Origin of the sequence: Acinetobacter sp. CIP 64.7 (genome assembly GCF_000369745.1) — a bacterium.
In the GTDB taxonomy this organism is placed as follows: Bacteria; Pseudomonadota; Gammaproteobacteria; order Pseudomonadales; family Moraxellaceae; genus Acinetobacter; species Acinetobacter fasciculus.
On record NZ_KB850178.1, the window covers coordinates 821,508 to 842,072 of the forward strand.

Genomic DNA, 20,565 nt, shown 5'->3' on the forward strand with positions numbered 1-20,565 from the left:
CTAAAACGTGTCACAAAGCTAACGTTTTGAGCGCTTAGATTCGCATACCATTGATAATCGACATAGCCTTTATCAAAGACCACAATGCTGCCAGCGGGAAACTGGAATTTTCGGCCTTGTAACATGTCATTTTCTTTACCATTTTCAACTGCAATAAACTCAGGAATATCATTGCTGTGATTCAATCCTATGCTGAGTTTCATGCTGGCTTTTGAGTCGTGAACTTTGGCCCATTCACATAAGGAAAGCGACAGGTCAATATGACTGGCATCCAGGGAATATAATGGATTCTTAAAGCGAAATTTATGGGCTACTTTTGAGTGTTCATAGTATTTAAGCAACTTGTAAAAGAGCTGTTGATACAAGGCAGCAGGCTGCTGCTCATTGATTCGTGCCAGTGTACTTCGGGGAATAGACTTTGCTCCGAAATGACTCAGTTTGTCCTGTTGGCACTCCAGATTGGATTGAATATCTCTCAGACTTTGCCTGCAGGAAAGTTGAGACATCAAGATGGCAATAAACTGATCCCATCTTGAAGCCGCTCTAAATTTCTGTCCAACATGGTGTACTTTAGCAAGTTGCTCAAAATCCTGTCGCACGACGGGTTTAATAAGCTGATGAAATACGGTATTCTGATGTGACAAAACCTGAATCCTGGTCGTTAAAGTGTTTGTTTGCACTCATATTTTAACGATTTGGACTCAGGTTTTTTATTTAAATCAAACTATGGGACAGCAGTGCCGATACCGGTCGCTTTTTTCAGCTTCGTGCTTTGTGTAACTGCCTTTTTCGCTCTAACAAGGTCTGTCCGGTGGCTGCCTTATAGGCCCGTGCCAAAGCCGACTGATCAGAATAATCCAGCTGCTCGGCAATCTCGGTCAGACCTAATCCCTGCTGCAACAACAGCTCGCAACGTTTAATCCGCTGCTGTTCCAGCAGTTTTTTAAATGAAGTGCCCTGTGTACTGAATAAGCGCTGCAAACTACGTGTCGACATCAACAACTGCCGGGCAAGCTGTTCAACTTTAATGGCCTGATGCTGGGTCCGCAGCTGTTCGGCAATCATTTGCTGCGCCTGTTCCAAATGATTTTCAAGGGGCGGCTTGGCTGCAATCGCCTGTTCTGCCTGATGAACCAGTAGCTGCAACAGGATTGGATCAGCCTGCTCAGACCCATGTGCCAGTCCTTGCAAATCCAGCTCTATGCCATAATAGTCCTGAGAAAATCTCACCTCACTGGCAAAAAACTTTTGATAATGCATTTGCCCCCTGTCGGGCGCATGGGCAAAGCGTACACAACGGACTAACAGGTGATGATCCTGTAAAATGACACGTCCCAACTGCACCATCGCGGCCATGGTCAGTTCATTTAGCAGATTATATTTTTCGTCCAGATAGGCCCAGTATAATTCAATACTGTGTTCATGCTGCTTCAACTGCAAAGGTACAAACTCACTGCCATCAATCACCAGTCGTTGAAAACGCATGATATGGCGGATCATTTCCGAAACACTACTGCTCCGCGAAGCCATATAACCGAGCACACCAAAATGTTCTGGGCGAATGACCTGTACAATCTCGAAAATTAGTTGTGGACAGTTTAAATGTTGCCGGGTTCTTAACAGAAGCTGATTTAATAATTCCAGCGGCACTTGCGTGGCAAAAGGCTGATCAATCAGGGGGACAAGCGCTTCATGTACATCTTGCAGAAAGTCAGCTTCCAAAGGCTCAATTTGCAGACTGCGCAGATAAGTCGCCCAAAGCTGAATATAACCATTGGATATTTTAATTTCTTGCATGCGCGCTTCCCGCTGCCTGCTTTAGTCTAAGCAGTTTTATTTTCATTTGGCATAAAATGTATAAAAATTGGCAAGCACTGTCAAAACAATTACGGCATTCCCCGACATACTGTCAGCATCGTCACAAAAAAGAACTTCTAAGATGAATGCAGTATTAAAATCTTCAATAAAGCCCGTGGTCCGGACCCAGCTTGATTTTAAACTGGATGAAATTCCGCGCTACTGGTTTGGCGGCGATCCCTTTCTGACCCGCATGTTCGATGCCTTGAGCCTGACCTTTCCAGATGGCGAGCGTTATTTTATTCAAAGTGTGCGCCTGTTCCGCGATCAGATCACAGACCTGGAACTGCAACAACGTGTGGCAGATTTTATTCGTCAGGAAGCACAGCATGGCATTGCCCATGAAAAAATGAACCAGCTGATGCGTGAACAAGGCATGCCCGTCGATGATTTTATCGAACGTTTGAATAATATGTTCGCTTATGACCTCAAACATCGTTCAGCACAGTTCAATATTGCCACGACGGCAGCGGCAGAACACTTGACCGCGCTGATGGCTGAAACTTTTTACGGTCAGAAATCCACCTTAAAAGACGGGCATCCTCATATACGTGCCATGTTTGCCTGGCATGCGATTGAAGAAATGGAGCATCGTGATGTGGCTTTTGACGTGATGAAAGATGTCGCGAAAACACCTGAATGGATGCGCAAAATGACCCTGCTCAGCACGACATTTTTGATGTTTAGTTATACCGTCTATCGCGCCAATGTCATGCTGAAACATGATGGCTTCAGTGTCTTGGAGCGTTTGCAAATGAACCTGAAAGGACTGCCTTGGTTGTTTGGCCGTAACGGCACCTTGACCCGCATGGGCCCACAATATCGGGACTGGTTTAAAAAAGACTTCCATCCCAGCCAGCATCCTGTGATTGCGCAATACGATGTCTGGGTAAAGACTTTAGCCGAAACCAATGATCCAATTCAGGCCGGTGAAGCCTTCTGGCAGGCCGCCAAAGATTAAGCTCAAATCAAAAGAGCCTTCAAAATTGAAGGCTTTTAAATTAGGTCTTATGTCCTGCACTTTTACCATTTGGCATAATGCTGTTCAAGCAAGGCATATTCATTTAGTAAAATAATTTCCTGATCATCCTGCTGAATCGTTCCGGAAACCTTGGCTTGCCACTGACTAAACTGGCTCCCGACCAGACGCAGGTTGAGATTTTCATAACGGCGCCAGCCTGTGCTGACCATCAGATTCAATCTTTCATCCAGCGACTGAATCGTCCATTGGTTTTCCGATTCCTGCTGGAACAGCACATCGGCCAGTGGATAAATCTTACCATTGATCCACAGACAGTTTTCATTGCCAAAACTTTCATTCACACCTGAGGCCAGATTAATGCCAATCCGGTTCTGATTCACATCCCAGAAATTACAGGACAACCAGAACCAGGCCGTTTCCGGGCGCAAAAAGCCACAGGTATCATCCAGAGAAGCAAAGCTGCGTTCATTAAACTGGATGGTTTGCCCCTGCTTGTTAATGAAAAAGCCTTCACAGCCCAAAGTGGTCAGTTTCTGGGTATAGGTCCAGCCGTTGATGCCAGTCGGACTGCACATACTCAGCGGGTCTGTGCCAGCACAAAAAATCCGGGCACTGAGTTTAATCTCGCCATATTTGCTGACGTTGATATAACGCACGCCGTTGGCATGCTGGATATCGATCTGAAAAGGTGACTTGTGAAAATAACTATGATTAAACAGCGGCTGTTCATCCAGCACAGTGTTGCGTGACAGGAAATTAATCGCATTCCATTCCAGCACTTCATTGCTCATATGGTTATAGACATAGACAAAACCATGCCCTGCCCATGCAATATCGGCAATCGCCAGTCCAATCGTATAATGCTCGTGCTGAATACTACAGAATTTGAATTTTTTATATTTTAGATGCTTACGCCAGCCTGACAGCACATGACCATAAGGATTTTTGTATTGATATGCCTGATAGTCAATACTTTTTGGAAGCTCCTTGAAACGTCCATAACGTGGTTGTCCATTTGCCTGAATTAAATCCATTTAAGACATTCCATCTCAGTCAAAACTGTTTTTCCTTGGCAGTATTATGCCAATTATTAAATTTTGATAAAGAGATTTTTTAAACCGCTTATCGAATCATCAAGCCAGCCGCAAGTTTAATTCAATCGCAAACTGCTTTAAATCGTGAGATAGGTATTTTCCCAGCGATTGCCGCTAAAACTACCCTCTAGCAGTTGGACGTAGTGGCCATAAACCTGATCGATGGCAATACAGTCATCTACATCCAGCACGCGGTCGGTATGCTGTTTTTGCCAGTGCCGGGCGAAGTAAGCTTTACCGCGCTGTTTAGCGACCATAGCATTCTGCGCAACCACCAACACATAACGATGTAACTCACCAAACTCACGTGGATCATAACCACCCAGATTAATCAGCCAAAGTTTTTCATCGGATTGCTGTGGCTGTGCATCAGTAAATTGCAGCACATAGGACTTGCCCTCGAACTCTAGCCCGTTGATTTGCACCCAGGCATCAATATGCAAGCCTTTCTGTTCCGCAAACCAGGCATTTTTTAATTGCGGATAGGTATCTTCCAGACTCTCCCCCACAGCCAAAACCACATCATGAACTTCTGTATTGGCACGGGCATGACGACCACCGAGCATTACAATAAACAGGCTGGGCATTACATTTCCTTGTTAGTGTCAATCTTTAAGATCATTTCATTAATGCTTGCCAGTATAGCGCAAAGCTATTCCATGATGATGTAGCCATCTGCCAAGGACAAATTTGCATCATCAGCCTGACTGAATTTGCGCAAAACAGCATGAAGTCATTCGGTACCGATATACATCTCGAGGATCAGTTTAAGTCTATGTCGGACTCAAAAAACCATTTTCAGTGAATACAATTGGCTAGCGAATCATTTCCGATCATTTTCATCAGGATTTACAGCGGAAGATGATTATTTTTTTGTACAAAATACAAACACGGCTAAACCGCACAAACCTGTACAAATTTTCGCCCAAATTTTAATCTAAAGGGATATTTCGTTGACTGAAATGCGCTGAAAGACGATACTCTCAATGTTTTTATTTAAGCAAATCGGTTCAAAGAGGCTGGGCCAAAAGTTCGGTCCTCAGAAACTCAATCCAACGCAAGGGGCTATATATGGCTGGTGGAAAGTCAACTATCATTTACACACTGACCGACGAGGCGCCATTATTGGCGACTTATTCTCTGCTGCCGATCATTGAGACCTTTACTAAGCCAGCTGGCGTTGAGATCGTCAAAAGTGACATCTCTGTAGCTGTGCGCGTGCTCTCCGAATTTACAGATTACCTAAGCGAAGAGCAAAAGGTGCCTGACACTCTAGCTGAGCTAGGTCGTCTTACACAAGATCCAGACACGAACATTATCAAACTCCCAAATATCAGTGCTTCTGTTGGCCAGCTAACAGCGTGTATCAAGGAACTTCAGTCTAAAGGCTATGCAATCCCTGACTATCCTGAAAACCCGACCACTGAAGAAGAAAAAGCAATCAAGGCACGTTATAGCAAATGTCTTGGTTCAGCAGTAAACCCTGTTCTACGTGAAGGTAACTCAGACCGTCGTGCACCTGCTGCCGTTAAAAACTATGTGAAAAAACACCCGCACTCTATGAGCGAGTGGAAACAGTGGTCTCAAACTCACGTTTCACACATGGACGAAGGCGACTTCTACCATGGCGAAAAGTCGATGACTTTAGACCGTGCACGTAATGTGAAAATGGAATTGATCACCAAGTCTGGTGAAACCATCGTTCTTAAGCCAAAAGTTGCGCTTCAAGATGGCGAAATCATCGATTCAATGTTCATGAGCAAAAAAGCGCTTTGCGATTTCTATGAAAAAGAATTAGATGATTGTAAAGAAGCTGGCATCTTGTTCTCACTTCACGTGAAAGCAACCATGATGAAAGTTTCACACCCGATCGTATTCGGTCACTGTGTGAGAATTTACTACAAAGACGCATTTGAAAAACACGGCAAGCTTTTTGATGAGCTTGGCATTAATGTCAATAACGGTATGGCGGGGCTTTACGAAAAGCTTGAAACTTTACCAACCTCTGTACGTGAAGAAATCATTGCTGATTTACATGCTTGTCAAGAACACCGTCCAGCTTTAGCGATGGTTGATTCTGCCAAAGGCATCACTAACTTCCATTCACCAAACGACGTGATTGTAGATGCTTCTATGCCTGCAATGATTCGTGGTGGCGGTAAAATGTGGGGCGCTGACGGCAAGCCTTACGACTGTAAAGCAGTCATGCCTGAATCAACTTTCGCACGTATTTACCAGGAAATGATCAATTTCTGTAAATGGAATGGCAACTTCGATCCAAAAACCATGGGTACTGTACCTAACGTTGGTTTGATGGCGCAAAAAGCGGAAGAATACGGTTCACACGACAAGACTTTCGAAATTCCTGAAGCAGGTGTTGCGAACATCACTGACCTAGAAACAGGCGAAGTGTTGATGTCACAAAACGTGGAAGAAGGCGATATCTGGCGTATGTGTCAGGTGAAAGACGCACCGATTCGTGACTGGGTGAAACTTGCAGTTACTCGTGCACGTAACTCTGGCATGCCAGCAATCTTCTGGCTTGACCCGTACCGTCCACACGAAAACGAACTGATCAAGAAAGTTGAAAAATACCTGAAAGATCATGACACCACTGGTCTTGATATCCAGATCATGTCACAAGTACGTGCAATGCGTTATACGCTTGAACGTGTTGCACGCGGTCTAGATACTATTTCGGTAACAGGTAACATCCTGCGTGACTACCTGACTGACTTGTTCCCAATCATGGAATTGGGTACATCTGCGAAAATGTTGTCTATCGTGCCGTTAATGGCGGGTGGCGGCATGTACGAAACAGGTGCAGGCGGTTCTGCTCCTAAACATGTACAGCAGTTAGTTGAAGAGAACCACTTACGTTGGGATTCACTCGGTGAATTCATGGCGTTGGCGGTATCTTTAGAAGAAATGGGTATTAAAGAAGGCAATGACAACATCAAGTTACTTGCCAAAACTTTAGACCGTGCAACTGGTAAATTACTGGATAACGACAAGTCACCTTCTCGTCGTACAGGTGAGCTTGATAACCGTGGCAGCCATTTCTACCTGGCGAAATTCTGGGCTGAAGAACTTGCTGCTCAAGACGAAAATGCTGAATTGAAAGCGAAGTTTGCACCTCTTGCAAAAACTTTAGCTGAAAATGAAGAGAAAATCGTTGCTGAGCTTGCAGAAGTTCAAGGAAAATCAGTAGACATCGGTGGTTACTACGCAGTTGATCAAGAAAAAGTAAATGCAGTGATGCGTCCAAGTGCTACTTTGAATGCAGCACTTGCTACGATCTAAGCTTTTGCAAAACTGACTTGATCAGTAATGTAAAATAAAAAAACCGGCGTCTAGGCGCCGGTTTTTTTATTTCTGATTGATGTATCAAAGTTATTCAATTAATCTATTTTTCGCTATAGATATAAATCATCATCTTACTGACAAAACCACTCAAATTCAGTCAAAAACCATTTTAAGAAATGATGAAAATAAATACTTTTAAATATACAGACAATAAAAAACCCCAAGACTGAATGTGCTTGGGGTTTTTTAGAATTTTGGTCCCGAGGGTCGGACTCGAACCGACACGTCATCTCTGACAGCGGATTTTGAGTCCGCCGCGTCTACCAATTTCACCACCTCGGGAGTGGATGAAAGGTATAATACGCGATTTCTCGGCACTGTCAACGCAGAATATTTACATTTGTTTATTTTTAAAACAAATCGCATTTTTTCGTTTTAAAATCGAGCAATTCCCGCCATAAAAAAGAAAAAAGTTTATACTAGCCGCAGTTTTTTTAGCGTAAATCATCATGCAACTTTCTGATTTTAATTTTGATCTCCCCGATGAGCTGATTGCTCGCTACCCACTGGAAACACGCAGTGCCTCTCGCCTGTTGCACCTCGATGCCCAAGGTCAATATCATGACCATCAATTTACCGATATTCTGGATTTACTTGAAGACGGCGACTTGTTGGTATTAAACGACACCAAAGTCATGAAGGCCCGTTTAAAAGGTAAACGTGCTTCAGGCGGTGCGGTAGAAGTGCTGGTTGAGCGTATGCAAGATCGCTTTATTGCCTATTGTCATATTAAGGCCAGCAACACTCCGAAAGCCGGTGCAGAACTTTTTATTGGCCCGGATGCAGTGAAAGTGACCGTACAAGGCCGTCATGAAAATCTGTTTATTGTAGAATTTTCACAACCAATTCTCGATGTGCTGGATCAATACGGCGCCTTGCCGATTCCGCCTTATTTCAACCGTGAAGCGGAAGAGATTGATACTGAACGTTATCAAACCGTGTTTAATGACCCAACCAAACTGGCCAGCGTTGCAGCACCTACTGCCAGCCTGCATTTTGATGCCGATCTGTTGGCAAAATTGGAAGCCAAAGGGATTCAAAAAACTTTTGTGACCCTACATGTTGGTGCAGGTACTTTCCTGCCAGTGCGTACCGATGATATTCAAAATCACATCATGCACAGCGAATGGTGCGACGTCCCTGAAACTGCGGTCGAGATGATTCGTCAGACTAAAGCCCGCGGTAATAAAGTCATTTCTGTAGGCACGACTGCCACCCGTGCAGTCGAAAGTGCAGCACAAGCACATAACGGTGAACTGGCAGCCTGGACAGGTGATACCCAGATTTTCATCTATCCGGGTTATCAGTTTAAAGTGGTCGATCGTTTGATCACTAACTTCCATTTACCAGAATCGACCCTGTTAATGCTTGTATCTGCCTTGTCCAACCGTGACAATATTCTGAATGCGTATAAGCATGCAGTAGACAGCAAGTATCGCTTCTTCAGTTATGGCGATGCCATGCTGATTGATCAGGCGAAATAAGCGAGAACCATTGCCCATGCCGATCGAGTCTGTACAACAGTCCATTCATATTCGCCGCAAGAAAAATGCAGTGGTATTTCAGAATATCGCTCGGCTTTGGGATCTGGGTCAACAGGCCAAAACGCATCAGCAATTGCTGGATGGGCTGCATCCCTGGAATGGCCCGATTACGCTCAAGTTTGAAAATAACCTGCCGCTTGCGCTTGCCGGAATTGGGCTTTTTCTGATTGGCAGCATTTTTATTGCGCCGGGAAATATCTGGATTCAGGGCAGTGTTTTTCTCGGCTGTCTCTGTATCTTCTGGGCCTATATTTGCTATGAACAGCAGCAGCCCTTAGAGGAAGTCATTGCTTTTCTGGAAGAACAGGCACTGGCCAAAAAATATCAGCTTGCCTTTCAAAAACAGCCACTGCATATTTCCATGCCACTCAATCCCCTGCACTTTATCCGGCATTTAAAACAATTATTTCCAGTATTCAATCAAGGTTCGTTGAGTAATGAGATTCAGCGTTATGCCAGCACGGTCTGGGAAGATGAAAACGGCCAGCAACATCAGGTACTACTCTTCCAATACCACTATATTGATGAAGTACAGGCCAGAAACAAAGAGGGCCAACCGGTTAAACTGATGCAGGTCCACAAAGACCTGTGGGGCGTATTTGTGTTTGATATCCAGATTCAGGGACTGGCGGTCACCACTTCCAGAAAGAAATTTTATTATCCTTATAGCTATCCCTGGCACAGCAGCGATATTCGCACCAACCAGAGATTAAGCTTTTATGGCAGCGATCCGATGCAAACTGCCAAATTACTCAGTCCGGGTTTTGTGCTGCGACTGGCCGACTTTTTTGAACAGCGTCAGGGTGATTTACTGTTTCACCCAGAAAATAAGATGCTGTGCTATCTGGGGCCACATGATTTATTTCAGGTATCGAGCAAGCAGCAGAATATTAGCGATATTTCCACATTGCGCGGTCATCTGAGAACGTTTAAATTAAAACAGCTCGAAAATTTACAACATGATCTGCTGCAGTTTTTAAAATAAATTTTTCGCATCATTTTTTAAATATAGATATAGCTTGGGGAGATCTCGGATGGGATTTTTGATTTTATGTTTGGTCATTGTGGCACTGATTGTCGCGATTATCATGATCCGCAACAGTATTGTCCGTCATCATAACGCTACGATTCGCGCCTGGTCGGATGTCGCCAGTTATGAACGGCAAAAACTGAAAATTCTGGATGGTTTGCAACCGCTGGTCGAGCAATACTCGAGTTTCGAAAAAGGTACGCTAGAAAAAGTCACCGAACTGCGTCAGAACATCATGAATTTAAATATCAACGATGCCGATATTGGACAGTTACAGCGCATTGAAAGCCTGAACAAACAACTCATGCATAGCCTCAATGTAGTGGTTGAAAACTATCCCGAGCTAAAAGCCAATGACATTTATCTGAAAATGATGGCTGAAATTGAAGAACAGAATGAAAATGTCGGTGCGGCAATTACCATTTATAATCGCAATGTGGAACTGTTTAATAACCAGATCCAGATTTTTCCACACAATGTGATTAATAATATGCTGTTAGGAAAAAAAGCAGTTCGCCCTTTTCGCGATCAGAGCGCAACCCAGAGTTTTGACTATCGTCCAAATTTTCACTGAGCAACTATCTCATCTGATCGACTTTCTCATCCTGGCGTACTCAACTTATAATAAAATGACCCAGGATGAAGCTACACCTTTATAAAACCAATAAAATAAAGAATAAAAATTATGCTGAATTATGTAGAGCGCTTAGAGCAGACGCTGGTGGAAGAATTTTATCAGCTTTATGACCATTATCAGGACGATGGAATCTATGCCTGTAGTCTGGTCTTTGACGAATTTTTACTGCTGGATGATCTGGCCATTTCGACTGAATGCAGTATTTTTAAAGATCTGGAAGATCAGCGGCAATATCTGGCTGAACAAGATCGCTGGAATGTCCCAAAATGGCGTTATCGGGCACAAGCTGCGCCCGACTCTGGACTGATCCCCTTCAAAACTTTGCTGGCTGATTATTTTAAAACCCAGCACGGCTTTGGCCATCCGGTCTTGGCACAGCAAAAACAGCTACACGCGACGCATCTGGATTTATTGCTGGATAGTTTTAAACAGGCCAAACATCGTCTTTCTGAGGCCTATGGTCTGGATCTGGATGGCATCCTGTTTTTCATGAGCCTGCCCACCCAAGTCGAATTTGAATGCCAATCTGCACAGACACTTAATCCTGAGCATATTCATTTACAGAAATTTCTGGCATCCAGACAAACTACTCATTTACCTGCCATACAGAAACGCTTGAAACTCTCGCAAAACGACAAAGATATCTTGATTGATCTAGAGCAGATGCTGGTGATGGAGCCTTATGACTATTTGCAAGTGGCACAAGATGCCTATTTGCTGACCTTGGAATCCTACTTTGTCGATAGCAATATTTATATCCAGAAACTGATCCAGCATATCGCTGCAATGGCCTCTGAGCCGGATGGCAGCTGCGCCCTTAGCCGGGAAGATATCCAGCAGCGCTTGCAGCAGTTTTCTGCCCATCCGCCAATATCTCCGGATGTTCTCTAGCTTCAGCGATAAATAAAATTACAGAGCGAATGCTCTACAATGCTGGCGTTTAGTGTAAGAATCAAGGAAAATAGCGCCCTTTAGCTATAACAATCAGCGAACTGTTTTTTCGCCTTGATGTGGAACTCCTATGAAGTTTGAAAAATTAGGTCAGTCGGGCCGTGCCCGTCGTGGTCGTTTAACGCTTGAACATGGTGTGGTGGAAACCCCGATGTTCATGCCTGTGGGTACTTATGGTACGGTCAAGGGCCTGTTGCCACGCGACATTAAAGAGATCAAATCTCAAGTCATTCTGGGCAATACTTTCCATTTGTATCTACGTCCAGGACTGGATGTAATTCGTGAACATGGCGGCCTGCACGGATTTATGAAATGGAATAGTCCCATTTTGACCGATTCAGGCGGCTTCCAGGTCTTCAGTCTGGGCGCAATGCGTAAAATTAAAGAAGAAGGTGTGACCTTCCGCTCGCCGATTGATGGTTCAAAAGTATTTTTATCTCCTGAAATTTCAATGGATATTCAGCACACGCTGAACTCTGACATTGTAATGATTTTTGATGAATGTACCCCGTACCCTGCGACGCATGAAGAAGCACAAAAATCTTTGCAACTTTCTCTACGCTGGGCCAAACGCTGTAAAACCCAGCATCATGACGTGCTAAAAAACCGTAATGCGCTGTTCGGCATTATTCAAGGCGGCATGTATGAAGATTTACGTGATGAATCTTTAAAAGGCCTGCTTGAAATCGACTTTGATGGTTATGCGATTGGCGGCCTGTCCGTGGGCGAACCAAAAGAAGAAATGATCAAGGTTCTGGATTATCTTCCAGAGAAAATGCCTGCAGACAAACCGCGTTATTTGATGGGTGTCGGCAAGCCTGAAGATATTGTGGAAGCGGTGCGTCGTGGTGTCGATATGTTTGACTGCGTAATGCCAACCCGAAATGCACGTAACGGTCACTATTTTGTGACAGACGGCTTGGTGCGAATCCGTAACAGTAAATACCGTCATGACCAAAGCCCACTCGATCCGCATTGCGACTGCTATACCTGCCAGAACTTTACCCGTGCCTATTTATTCCATCTTGAGAAATGTGGGGAAATGCTCGGCTCTATGCTCGGTACGATTCATAATCTGCGCTATTACCTGCGTTTGACTGAAACAATGCGTGATGCATTAGACAACGGTACATTTGACGAATTTGTTCATGACTTTTATGCCCGCCGTGGCCTGGAAGTGCCACCTTGTCCGCAAGATTAATCCATCAGTATTTGCGCTGAGGAAAAAGACAATGTAAATTGCAAGAATATGTCAATTTATTATCGAGTTGATCACCAGTTTTTTATTTTAGGAAAATGTAATGAGCCTTTTTATTTCGACTGCTCACGCTGCAGGTGAAACTGCACAACAACCAAGCATGATGGCGAACCTTTTGATGATTGCTGTTTTTATTGCAATCTTCTATTTCTTGATCTGGCGTCCTCAATCTAAACGTGCCAAAGAACACCGTGCTTTGGTCGACAGCCTTGGCGTTGGCAGTGAAGTGGTATTTGCAGGCGGATTAATGGGCAAAATCACCAAGATTGAAGGTGACTTCGCAGTGGTTGAATTGAGCCGTGGTGTAGAAGTCAAAGTTCAACGTGCAAGTGTGATTTCAGTCCTCCCTGAAGGCACTTTAAATAACCTTTAATCAAAAATAGTCGTGCCCTCGCACGACTTTTTCATTTTAAGAAGAAAACGAATGCGTTACCCAGCATGGAAATATGTACTGATCCTGGTTGTCCTGGTGATCAGTACCTTATATGCCCTGCCAAGTTTGTATCCAGATGAACCTGCTGTACAGATTTCGGGTGCCAAAGCCGGTACTCAAATTGATGCAAGCATCGTACAAAAAGCAGAGCAAATTTTAAAAACTGAAAATATTGCCACCCATGACAATAGCTTTGGCAACAATGCAGCTTTATTACGTGTAGATTCAAGTGAATCACAGCTTAAAGCTAAAGAGGCTTTACGTCGTGGTTTAGGTGATGATTACGTGGTTGCATTGAACCTTGCCCCGACCACCCCAGAATGGCTGCAAAAAATTGGTGCCAAACCAATGAAGCTCGGCCTGGATTTACGTGGTGGTGTTCACTTCTTGCTTGAAGTGGATATGGACAAGGCCATTTCCCAGCGCATGGAAACCTCTGCGACGGATCTACGTCGTCAGTTACGTGATAACAACCTGAAATTTAATAGCCTGAATTTAAGCAACAACACCATTGTGATGCAGTTTGCCAACAATGATGATCGTTCTGCAACGATGGACTTCTTGCGCCGTAATGGCAATGAGTTTACCCAGCAGGCTGTTGCGACCGAGACCAGTTCGACCTTACGTCTAAACTATACTGATGTGCGTAAGCAAGAAATTGAATCTTATGCTGTCAATCAGAACTTGACCACTTTACGTAACCGTATTAACGAGTTAGGTGTGGCAGAAGCACTGGTTCAAACTCAGGGCAGCAACCGTATTGTGGTTGAGCTTCCTGGTGTGCAGGATACCGCTGAAGCGAAACGTGTCTTAGGTCGTACCGCGAACCTCGAGTTCCGTCTGGTGTCTGACCTGAATGATCAATATATTGATCCATATACCGGTCAGGCAACGGGTGCATTGCCACCAGGCACAGAAGTCTTTGCTTATGAGTCACTGGACAGTGGTCGTCAGCTCCTCTTGAACCGTAACCGTATCTTAACCGGTGAACGTGTTCAGAATGCATCAAGTGGCTTTAGCCAAGACACAGGCGGTGCTGAAGTTAACATTACCTTGGACAGCGCAGGCGGCAAACTGATGTCGGATGCCACCCGTAATGCGGTAGGCAAACGTATGGCCGTCTTGTTCATCGAGAACAAGCAGCGCATTAATTATGTGGAAGACCCTGCGACCGGCACTCAGACTGAAGTTCGTACCCCGTATACTGAATCTGTAGTCATTAACGCTGCAACCATTCAGGCAGTACTGGGTTCTCAGTTCCGTATTACTGGCCTGGACTCGCCGCAAGAAGCTGCTGAACTTGCCTTGATGTTGCGTGCAGGTGCGTTGGCTGCGCCAATGTACTTTGTAGAAGAACGTGTAATTGGTCCAAGTCTGGGTCAAGAAAACATCGATAAAGGTGTACTTTCAACTCAGATCGGTTTCCTTCTGGTTGCCATCTGGATGGTGGTATTCTTCCGTGTGTTTGGTGTGATTGCTAACTTTGCGCTGGTCTTTAACCTGGCGATGATTCTGACAGTCATGTCCTGGATTGGTGCTTCCCTGACCCTTCCGGGTATTGCCGGTATCGTGATTACCATCGGTATGGCGGTCGATGCCAACGTACTGATCTGTGAACGAATACGGGAAGAAATGAAATGGGGGGCTTCGCCAAAACAGGCGATTGTTGCTGGTTATGATCGTGCCTATAACACCATTTTCGACTCGAACTTAACCACATTCCTGGTGGCATTCATTCTGTTCGCGATTGGTACAGGTCCGATCAAAGGCTTTGCCGTAACCCTGATGATTGGTATTGTCTGCTCGATGTTTACTGCAATTACAGTAACGCGTGCCGTGGTACAGCTCATTTATGGCAAAAAACGTAACTTGAAAAAGTTGAGCATTTAAGGAGATCACTGATGACTGAAAATACTCAACTGAATCAAAAACAGTACGGTCGCCCGGAAGACGAACGCATTATTCCGTTTATGAAGATTGCGATGCCTGCGGCATTGTTTTCAATTCTCTTAACCGTTGCGAGTATCTTCTTTATTGCTACTAAAGGCCTGAACCTCGGTTTGGACTTTACCGGTGGTGTGGCAGCCGAGCTGAACTATACCAATCCGGTCAAACCTGAAGATGTCTCCAAGGCATTGAACCAGGCAGGCTTTAATGATGCTGTGGTTCAGACTTTAGGTTCTGAACGTGATCTGATGGTGCGTATGCCGGTTCAGGAAGATATCGAAGCTGAAGACTTGACCAAGGCTGTTACAGCAGCGGTTCAACTGCCAAATAATGCGGCAGAAGTACCCAAGGTCGATGTCGTCGGTGGACAGATCGGTAACGAGCTCTATGTCCGTTCTGGTGGTGCTGTGGCATTGGCACTCCTGCTGATGCTGGTCTATGTCACTATCCGCTTTGAGTTCAAGCTGGCCATGGGTGCCGTGTTGTCACTATTCCATGACATTATCGTCACCCTCGGGATTTTTGCGATGATGCAGTGGCCATTTGACCTCACTGTACTTGCAGCACTCCTTGCAATCATCGGTTTCTCACTGAACGATAATATCGTGGTCTCTGACCGTATCCGTGAGAACTTCCGTAAGATTCGTGGTGCAGAACCGGTCGAAATCATTAACATTGCCCTGACTGAAACGCTGCGTCGTACCATTCATACCTCTATGACCTTATTGCTGGTGGTGCTTGCCATGATGCTGATGGGCGGCGATGGTCTGAAATGGTTCTCGATCGCGATGTTTGTTGGTGTCTTTGTCGGGACCTATTCGTCCATCTATATCGGTACAGCCTTTGCCTTGTGGCGTGGTCTGAACCGTCAGGACTTTATTGTTCAGGTGAAGCCAGAATTTGAAGACGAGAACCAGATTCCATAATCTGTTCTGTTTCATGTTCATCGTTCAGCCCGTCTTATGATGGGCTGAATTATTTCTGCCGTTTGAATATATGGCAGTGGGAATAATCGCAATGACTGGATGGATTTTCTCAATATCAGTTTTTTGGAAAATCACCTGTCGATGTTCATCCAGGCTTTGGAATTCATAATGATCTTGAGCTTCGCTCACCAACTGCAAAATGAGCTGCAGGCCATTAACCAGATACACACAGAGTATGCCTGCAGTGGATAACTCGGCCTGTTTGTCACAGATCAGCCACCAGCCCGGTTTTAAGCTGGGAAAATAATACGGCCCTGCTACCTGAATTGCATAATGCTGTGCTTGCAGATGAAAAATATCCTGATTGAATGAAAATGCAGAATCTATAGGAATAAGTGCAAATGCCTGCTGTTGCACCACCTGCATCTGAAATAATACGCCTTGCTCTGGAATTGGAGCTAATTCAACTTTTGGCTCAGCCGACTGATCTAAAATAAGAGTATCCAGACCCAGTTGTTGTTCCAGTTCCCTTGCTGCCTTCTCCCCGATCTGGCGTTTGCTATTCAGCAATTGCGCAATATATGAAGCAGATAAGCCAAAATGTTCACAGATCTCTTTGCCGGTTTTAAATTGCTGGGTCTCGATCAGCAGATCAATCACCTTGGCCAGATTATTCCGTCTACGTTCAAATATTTCGGTCGCACTCATCTTGGGTTTCTGGTCTATTTTTTATGCATGTGATTCAAATACCTTACAATAAAAAAGCCCACAATTAAATTGCAGGCTTTTTAAACTTACATAACGGGAATTAAGTGCCCTGTACCAGACGGCGTGCACTGATAATTCCCGGTTGCTGCTCAAGACGGGCCAGCAGTTTGGAAAGTTGTGCCAGACCTTTGACTTCAATCAGCAGCTTCATATTGGCAATCCCGTCCGCTTCCGAAATGGTATTCACCTGACGGATATTGATCTGATCCGAGAAAATGACTTGAGTCAGATCCTTCAGCAAGCCGCGTCGATCATAAGCTTCCACTACAATCTGTACGCTCTGACCGCGAGTCGGCTGCATTTCCCAATCAGCTTCTACAGCACGTTCAGGCTCTTGAGTGATCATGCGAACATAGTCCGGACAAGCGACCTTATGAATGCTCACTCCACGATTCAGAGTGATATAGCCAGCGATCGACTCACCATGCACCGGTTGGCAACATTGCGCGACATGCAGTTCCACGTTATCCAGACCGTCGATCAGAATCCCGTGCGCTGACAGTGTATGACTGGCACGCGGATTCAAGGCAGGTTTCAGCACCAGTTCAGGTTCGTCCTGATCCAGATGCATGTGACGGTTCACCTGATTAATCAGGGCATGCAGGCTGATATCACCATTGACCAGATTCACCAGAATGTCATCACCGGTTTTGACATTGAAGTGGTTGCAATAATCACTCAGATCAATCGATTTCGGGTGAATTGCCAGACGTGACAATTCTTTGTTCAGTACTTCACGGCCAACTTCCAGGTTCTTGCTACGATCCTGCTGACGGAACCAGTGACGCAGCTTGTCCCGCGCACGGGCAGTCTTGATATAACCTAGCGAATTAACCAACCAGTCCCGATTAGGTTCCCGGTCTTTTTTGGTCAGAATCTCAACCTGTTCACCGGTTTTCAGGGTGTAGGTCAGCGGCACATAGCGCTGATTTACCCGTGCGGCATAGCACTTGTTCCCGACTTCGGTATGCACATGATAAGCAAAGTCGAGCACGGTCGAATCACGTGGTAGCTCTTTGATATCGCCATCACGGCTAAACACATAGATCTTTTCAAAGCCTTCAAAATCTTGAATATGCTCAAAATTCTCTATTTCATCTTCAGATTCTTTATGTGCACTGCTTTCATTGCGCTCTTGATAATGCTCAAGTACCGCACGTAGGGAATGCAGACGATGGTTAAAGGAGCGATCTGTGGTTTTTGCGCCTTCTTTATAATTAAAGTGTGAACATACTCCCAGCTCTGCTTCTTCATGCATGCTATGGGTACGAATTTGCACTTCAAGTGACTTGTTCTCGGCAATCACCGCAGTATGTAAAGAACGATAACCATTGGCTTTCGGATTGGTAATATAGTCATCAAACTGATGCGGAATATGGCGCCAGATCTGATGCACAATACCTAAAGTGTGATAACACTCCGGTACACTTTTCACCAGTACCCGTAAAGCACGAATATCATAGAGCTGGTCAAAGCTCAGGTTCTTGCTTTTCATTTTTCGATAAATCGAATAAATGTGTTTCACCCGGCCATTAATTTCAGCTTCGATGCCATGCTCGGCCAATTCATTGCGTAATTTATCAATCACAAACTGAATATACTGTTCACGCTCGAGACGCTTTTCATTCAGTAAGGACGCAATTTCTTTATAACGTTCCGGCGCAAGATAACGGAAAGCCAGATCTTCCAGCTCCCACTTTAACTGGGCAATACCTAAACGGTGTGCCAGTGGCGAGTAAATGGTCAGAATTTCTCGGGCCACCCGTTCCTGACGCTCACGTGAGGAATTGGCCAGTTCACGCAAGGCATAGGTACGTTCGGCCAGCTTGACCAGAACAACACGTACATCTTCGGTGACCGAGATCAGCATTTTGTAAATGCCAGACAGATGTTCACGCTGGTTATTATTGAAATGATCTTCCAGGCGTTTATTTTTTTCGATCAGCTCAGACAGCTTACCCATGGCAAGCGTACCTTTGACCAGGCTATGCACCTGTTCGCCGAACTGTTCCAATACTTCACTGAGTGGCATGACGCCTTCACGAACAGCACGATACAACATGGCTGCGGACAAAGTATCTTCATCGACGTGCAGATGCGCCAGAATATCCGCCATCTCAATACCGGTATAAAAGGTATTGGAGCGGTGCTGAACCGTACTTTGCAGCTCTCTTTCTAATGTTAAGTGGGCGACTTCTTCGAGCTGCGTTAAAGGTGCGCCATCTAATATGCCACGAACCCGATCCAACCATTCAGTCAGATCCTGGTGTGCTTGTTCGGCATGTTCTACAGTCGTCTCCTGTGACAACTCATTGAGTCGCCCAGGGAGTTGCTCACGTACTGTGACCATACCCGTCTCCTACTTTTAAAAACATCATTTCTTTAATCGTTTATTTGATTTTCTTTTTCGAACAATGCGATTGATTCAACATGTCCAGTATGTGTAAACATATCCATCACGCCCGCTTGGGTGAGACGATAGCCCTGTTGTACCAAGAGTCCTGCATCTCTGGCGAGTGTCGCAGGATTACATGAAACATAAACGATTCTTTTAGCTCCAAACTGAGGGATATAATGCATGACTTCTTCTGCCCCGGCACGTGGCGGGTCGATTAATAATGCATCAAAACCTTGATTTGCCCAAGTGTGGTGCGAGAAATCTTTGGTTAAATCTTGTGAATAGAACGATATTTGTGCAATACCATTGTTTTTGGCATTTTCCGCACCACGTCGAACCATTTCATCACTTCCCTCGACCGCAATCACCTGACCCGACGCACCAACACAGCGCGCCAGCGGCAAAGAAAAGTTTCCTAATCCACAAAACAGATCCAGAACCCGTTCACCCTGTTGTAGCTGAAGCAAATCACATGCCAATCGTACCATTTGCGGATTGATGCTTGAATTTACCTGAGTAAAGTCCAGAGGATTAAAGCCGAATTTCACATCAAAGTCATCAAGACCATAGTGTAAGCGTGCAGATGCTTCTGGATCATCTATCCGCGAGAGCGTTTCTTTGCCGGCAGGCTGCAGATACAGTTGCCAGCCTTTCTGTAACGTAAATTCGCGCAATTGGTTGACATCATCGGCAGATAATTTTGCAGTTTCACGCACTAGCAGCGCAATGTCCTGATCCCCCATGGCCAATTCTATATGACCGATGTCAGCCTTACCATTGAGACCTTGCAGCAATTGTTTAAGACCTGTAACCGAGCCAAACTCGCGATCCAAGATCATACAGCGATCAATCGACGTGAGTTTGTTGGACTGATTTTCACGAAAGCCCACCACCAGCTGATCCTTGGAAGGCAGATAACGCACCCCGATTCGCGCTTTACGGCGATAATCTTCACGTTGTGAACGTAAAGGCGGTAGCCATTGATCGGGCTGGATTCCAGCAAAATGCTGAAGATGCGATTTCAGCACATTCTGTTTCAGTTCAATCTGCGCATCCGCAGCGATATGCTGCATATTACAGCCACCGCAAATCCCAAAATGTGGACACACCGGCTTCACGCGAATCTCAGAAGCATCGCTCAACAATTCAAGACTGTCGGCTTCTTCTAGCTTCTTAACTTCGCGGGTAATGCGGGCACGCACGGTTTCACCCGGCAAGGCATAACGGATAAAGACTTTCTTGCCATGTTTATGCTGCGGATGATCCGGATGTGAACCATAATGAGCGATGCCACGTCCCTCATGCGATAGTGACTCAACCTGAAAAATGTACTCGGGTTGCTGGGTAGGACGTGCTTGTGCTCGATGTTTCATG

At 45.1% G+C, this 20,565-nt stretch carries 17 protein-coding genes and 1 tRNA gene; 10 read left to right on the forward strand and 8 right to left on the reverse strand.

Annotated features, from left to right (window positions below):
* Both F890_RS06180 and F890_RS06185 read right to left on the reverse strand, forming a co-directional pair.
* The coding region (locus F890_RS06180) for an IS4 family transposase (RefSeq protein ID WP_005266055.1) at positions 1 to 644 on the reverse strand (644 nt) is incomplete at its 3' end.
* A 115-nt stretch (positions 645 to 759) separates the two neighbouring features.
* The gene (locus tag F890_RS06185) at positions 760 to 1,797 is read right to left on the reverse strand and encodes a helix-turn-helix transcriptional regulator (protein WP_005266056.1); all 1,038 of its coding nucleotides are present in this window, start codon (positions 1,795 to 1,797) and stop codon (positions 760 to 762) included.
* Between the two features lie 142 nt (positions 1,798 to 1,939).
* Between F890_RS06185 and F890_RS06190 the strand changes: the two genes are divergently transcribed.
* Entirely contained in the window at positions 1,940 to 2,818 is an 879-nt protein-coding gene (locus F890_RS06190; RefSeq protein ID WP_004281665.1) for a metal-dependent hydrolase, read from the forward strand.
* 62 nt (positions 2,819 to 2,880) lie between these two features.
* Here the strand turns inward: F890_RS06190 and F890_RS06195 are convergent, their stop codons facing one another.
* Complete coding sequence (locus tag F890_RS06195; protein ID WP_004281664.1) at positions 2,881 to 3,873, reverse strand: DUF2804 domain-containing protein; 993 nt, start codon at positions 3,871 to 3,873, stop codon at positions 2,881 to 2,883.
* 137 nt (positions 3,874 to 4,010) lie between these two features.
* Positions 4,011 to 4,520 (reverse strand): DUF1543 domain-containing protein, encoded by a 510-nt coding sequence (locus F890_RS06200; protein ID WP_004281663.1) that lies wholly within the window; start codon positions 4,518 to 4,520, stop codon positions 4,011 to 4,013.
* A gap of 484 nt (positions 4,521 to 5,004) precedes the next feature.
* Here F890_RS06200 and F890_RS06205 point away from each other — a divergent pair, with 484 nt between their 5' ends.
* Complete coding sequence (locus F890_RS06205) at positions 5,005 to 7,236, forward strand: NADP-dependent isocitrate dehydrogenase (RefSeq protein WP_005266057.1); 2,232 nt, start codon at positions 5,005 to 5,007, stop codon at positions 7,234 to 7,236.
* A gap of 258 nt (positions 7,237 to 7,494) precedes the next feature.
* Here F890_RS06205 and F890_RS06210 read toward each other — a convergent pair.
* Positions 7,495 to 7,581: transfer RNA gene (locus tag F890_RS06210), tRNA-Leu, on the reverse strand.
* Between the two features lie 167 nt (positions 7,582 to 7,748).
* Between F890_RS06210 and queA the strand changes: the two genes are divergently transcribed.
* The 8 genes from queA to secF all read left to right on the forward strand — a co-directional run bounded on the left by queA (position 7,749) and on the right by secF (position 16,025).
* Complete coding sequence (gene queA / locus F890_RS06215) at positions 7,749 to 8,783, forward strand: tRNA preQ1(34) S-adenosylmethionine ribosyltransferase-isomerase QueA (RefSeq protein ID WP_004645165.1); 1,035 nt, start codon at positions 7,749 to 7,751, stop codon at positions 8,781 to 8,783.
* Between the two features lie 16 nt (positions 8,784 to 8,799).
* Complete coding sequence (locus F890_RS06220) at positions 8,800 to 9,828, forward strand: hypothetical protein (RefSeq protein WP_005266065.1); 1,029 nt, start codon at positions 8,800 to 8,802, stop codon at positions 9,826 to 9,828.
* A gap of 49 nt (positions 9,829 to 9,877) precedes the next feature.
* Positions 9,878 to 10,447 carry a LemA family protein gene (locus F890_RS06225; protein WP_004281659.1) on the forward strand — a complete coding sequence of 190 codons (570 nt, stop codon included), beginning with the start codon at positions 9,878 to 9,880 and terminating at the stop codon, positions 10,445 to 10,447.
* Positions 10,448 to 10,558: 111 nt separating this feature from the next.
* On the forward strand, positions 10,559 to 11,401 hold the full coding sequence (locus tag F890_RS06230) for a DUF4303 domain-containing protein (protein WP_005101825.1): 843 nt from the start codon (positions 10,559 to 10,561) through the stop codon (positions 11,399 to 11,401).
* 130 nt (positions 11,402 to 11,531) lie between these two features.
* The gene (tgt, locus tag F890_RS06235) at positions 11,532 to 12,662 is read left to right on the forward strand and encodes a tRNA guanosine(34) transglycosylase Tgt (RefSeq protein ID WP_004281657.1); all 1,131 of its coding nucleotides are present in this window, start codon (positions 11,532 to 11,534) and stop codon (positions 12,660 to 12,662) included.
* A gap of 100 nt (positions 12,663 to 12,762) precedes the next feature.
* Positions 12,763 to 13,092: a preprotein translocase subunit YajC gene (gene yajC / locus F890_RS06240; protein WP_004281656.1), complete on the forward strand. Its 330-nt coding sequence runs from the start codon at positions 12,763 to 12,765 to the stop codon at positions 13,090 to 13,092.
* A 51-nt stretch (positions 13,093 to 13,143) separates the two neighbouring features.
* Entirely contained in the window at positions 13,144 to 15,042 is a 1,899-nt protein-coding gene (secD, locus tag F890_RS06245) for a protein translocase subunit SecD (protein WP_005266067.1), read from the forward strand.
* Between the two features lie 8 nt (positions 15,043 to 15,050).
* Positions 15,051 to 16,025, forward strand: coding sequence for a protein translocase subunit SecF (gene secF, locus F890_RS06250; protein ID WP_171054344.1), 975 nt, complete (start codon positions 15,051 to 15,053; stop codon positions 16,023 to 16,025).
* A gap of 24 nt (positions 16,026 to 16,049) precedes the next feature.
* On the opposite strand, the gene F890_RS06255 is transcribed toward secF, so the two are convergent.
* The 3 genes from F890_RS06255 to rlmD form a co-directional block, all read right to left on the reverse strand.
* Positions 16,050 to 16,733: a S24 family peptidase gene (locus F890_RS06255; protein ID WP_004281653.1), complete on the reverse strand. Its 684-nt coding sequence runs from the start codon at positions 16,731 to 16,733 to the stop codon at positions 16,050 to 16,052.
* A gap of 100 nt (positions 16,734 to 16,833) precedes the next feature.
* On the reverse strand, positions 16,834 to 19,143 hold the full coding sequence (locus F890_RS06260; protein ID WP_004281652.1) for a RelA/SpoT family protein: 2,310 nt from the start codon (positions 19,141 to 19,143) through the stop codon (positions 16,834 to 16,836).
* Positions 19,144 to 19,175: 32 nt separating this feature from the next.
* Positions 19,176 to 20,564, reverse strand: a complete 1,389-nt coding sequence (gene rlmD, locus F890_RS06265) for a 23S rRNA (uracil(1939)-C(5))-methyltransferase RlmD (protein WP_005266068.1) — start codon at positions 20,562 to 20,564, stop codon at positions 19,176 to 19,178.
* Position 20,565: the final 1 nt, after the last annotated feature.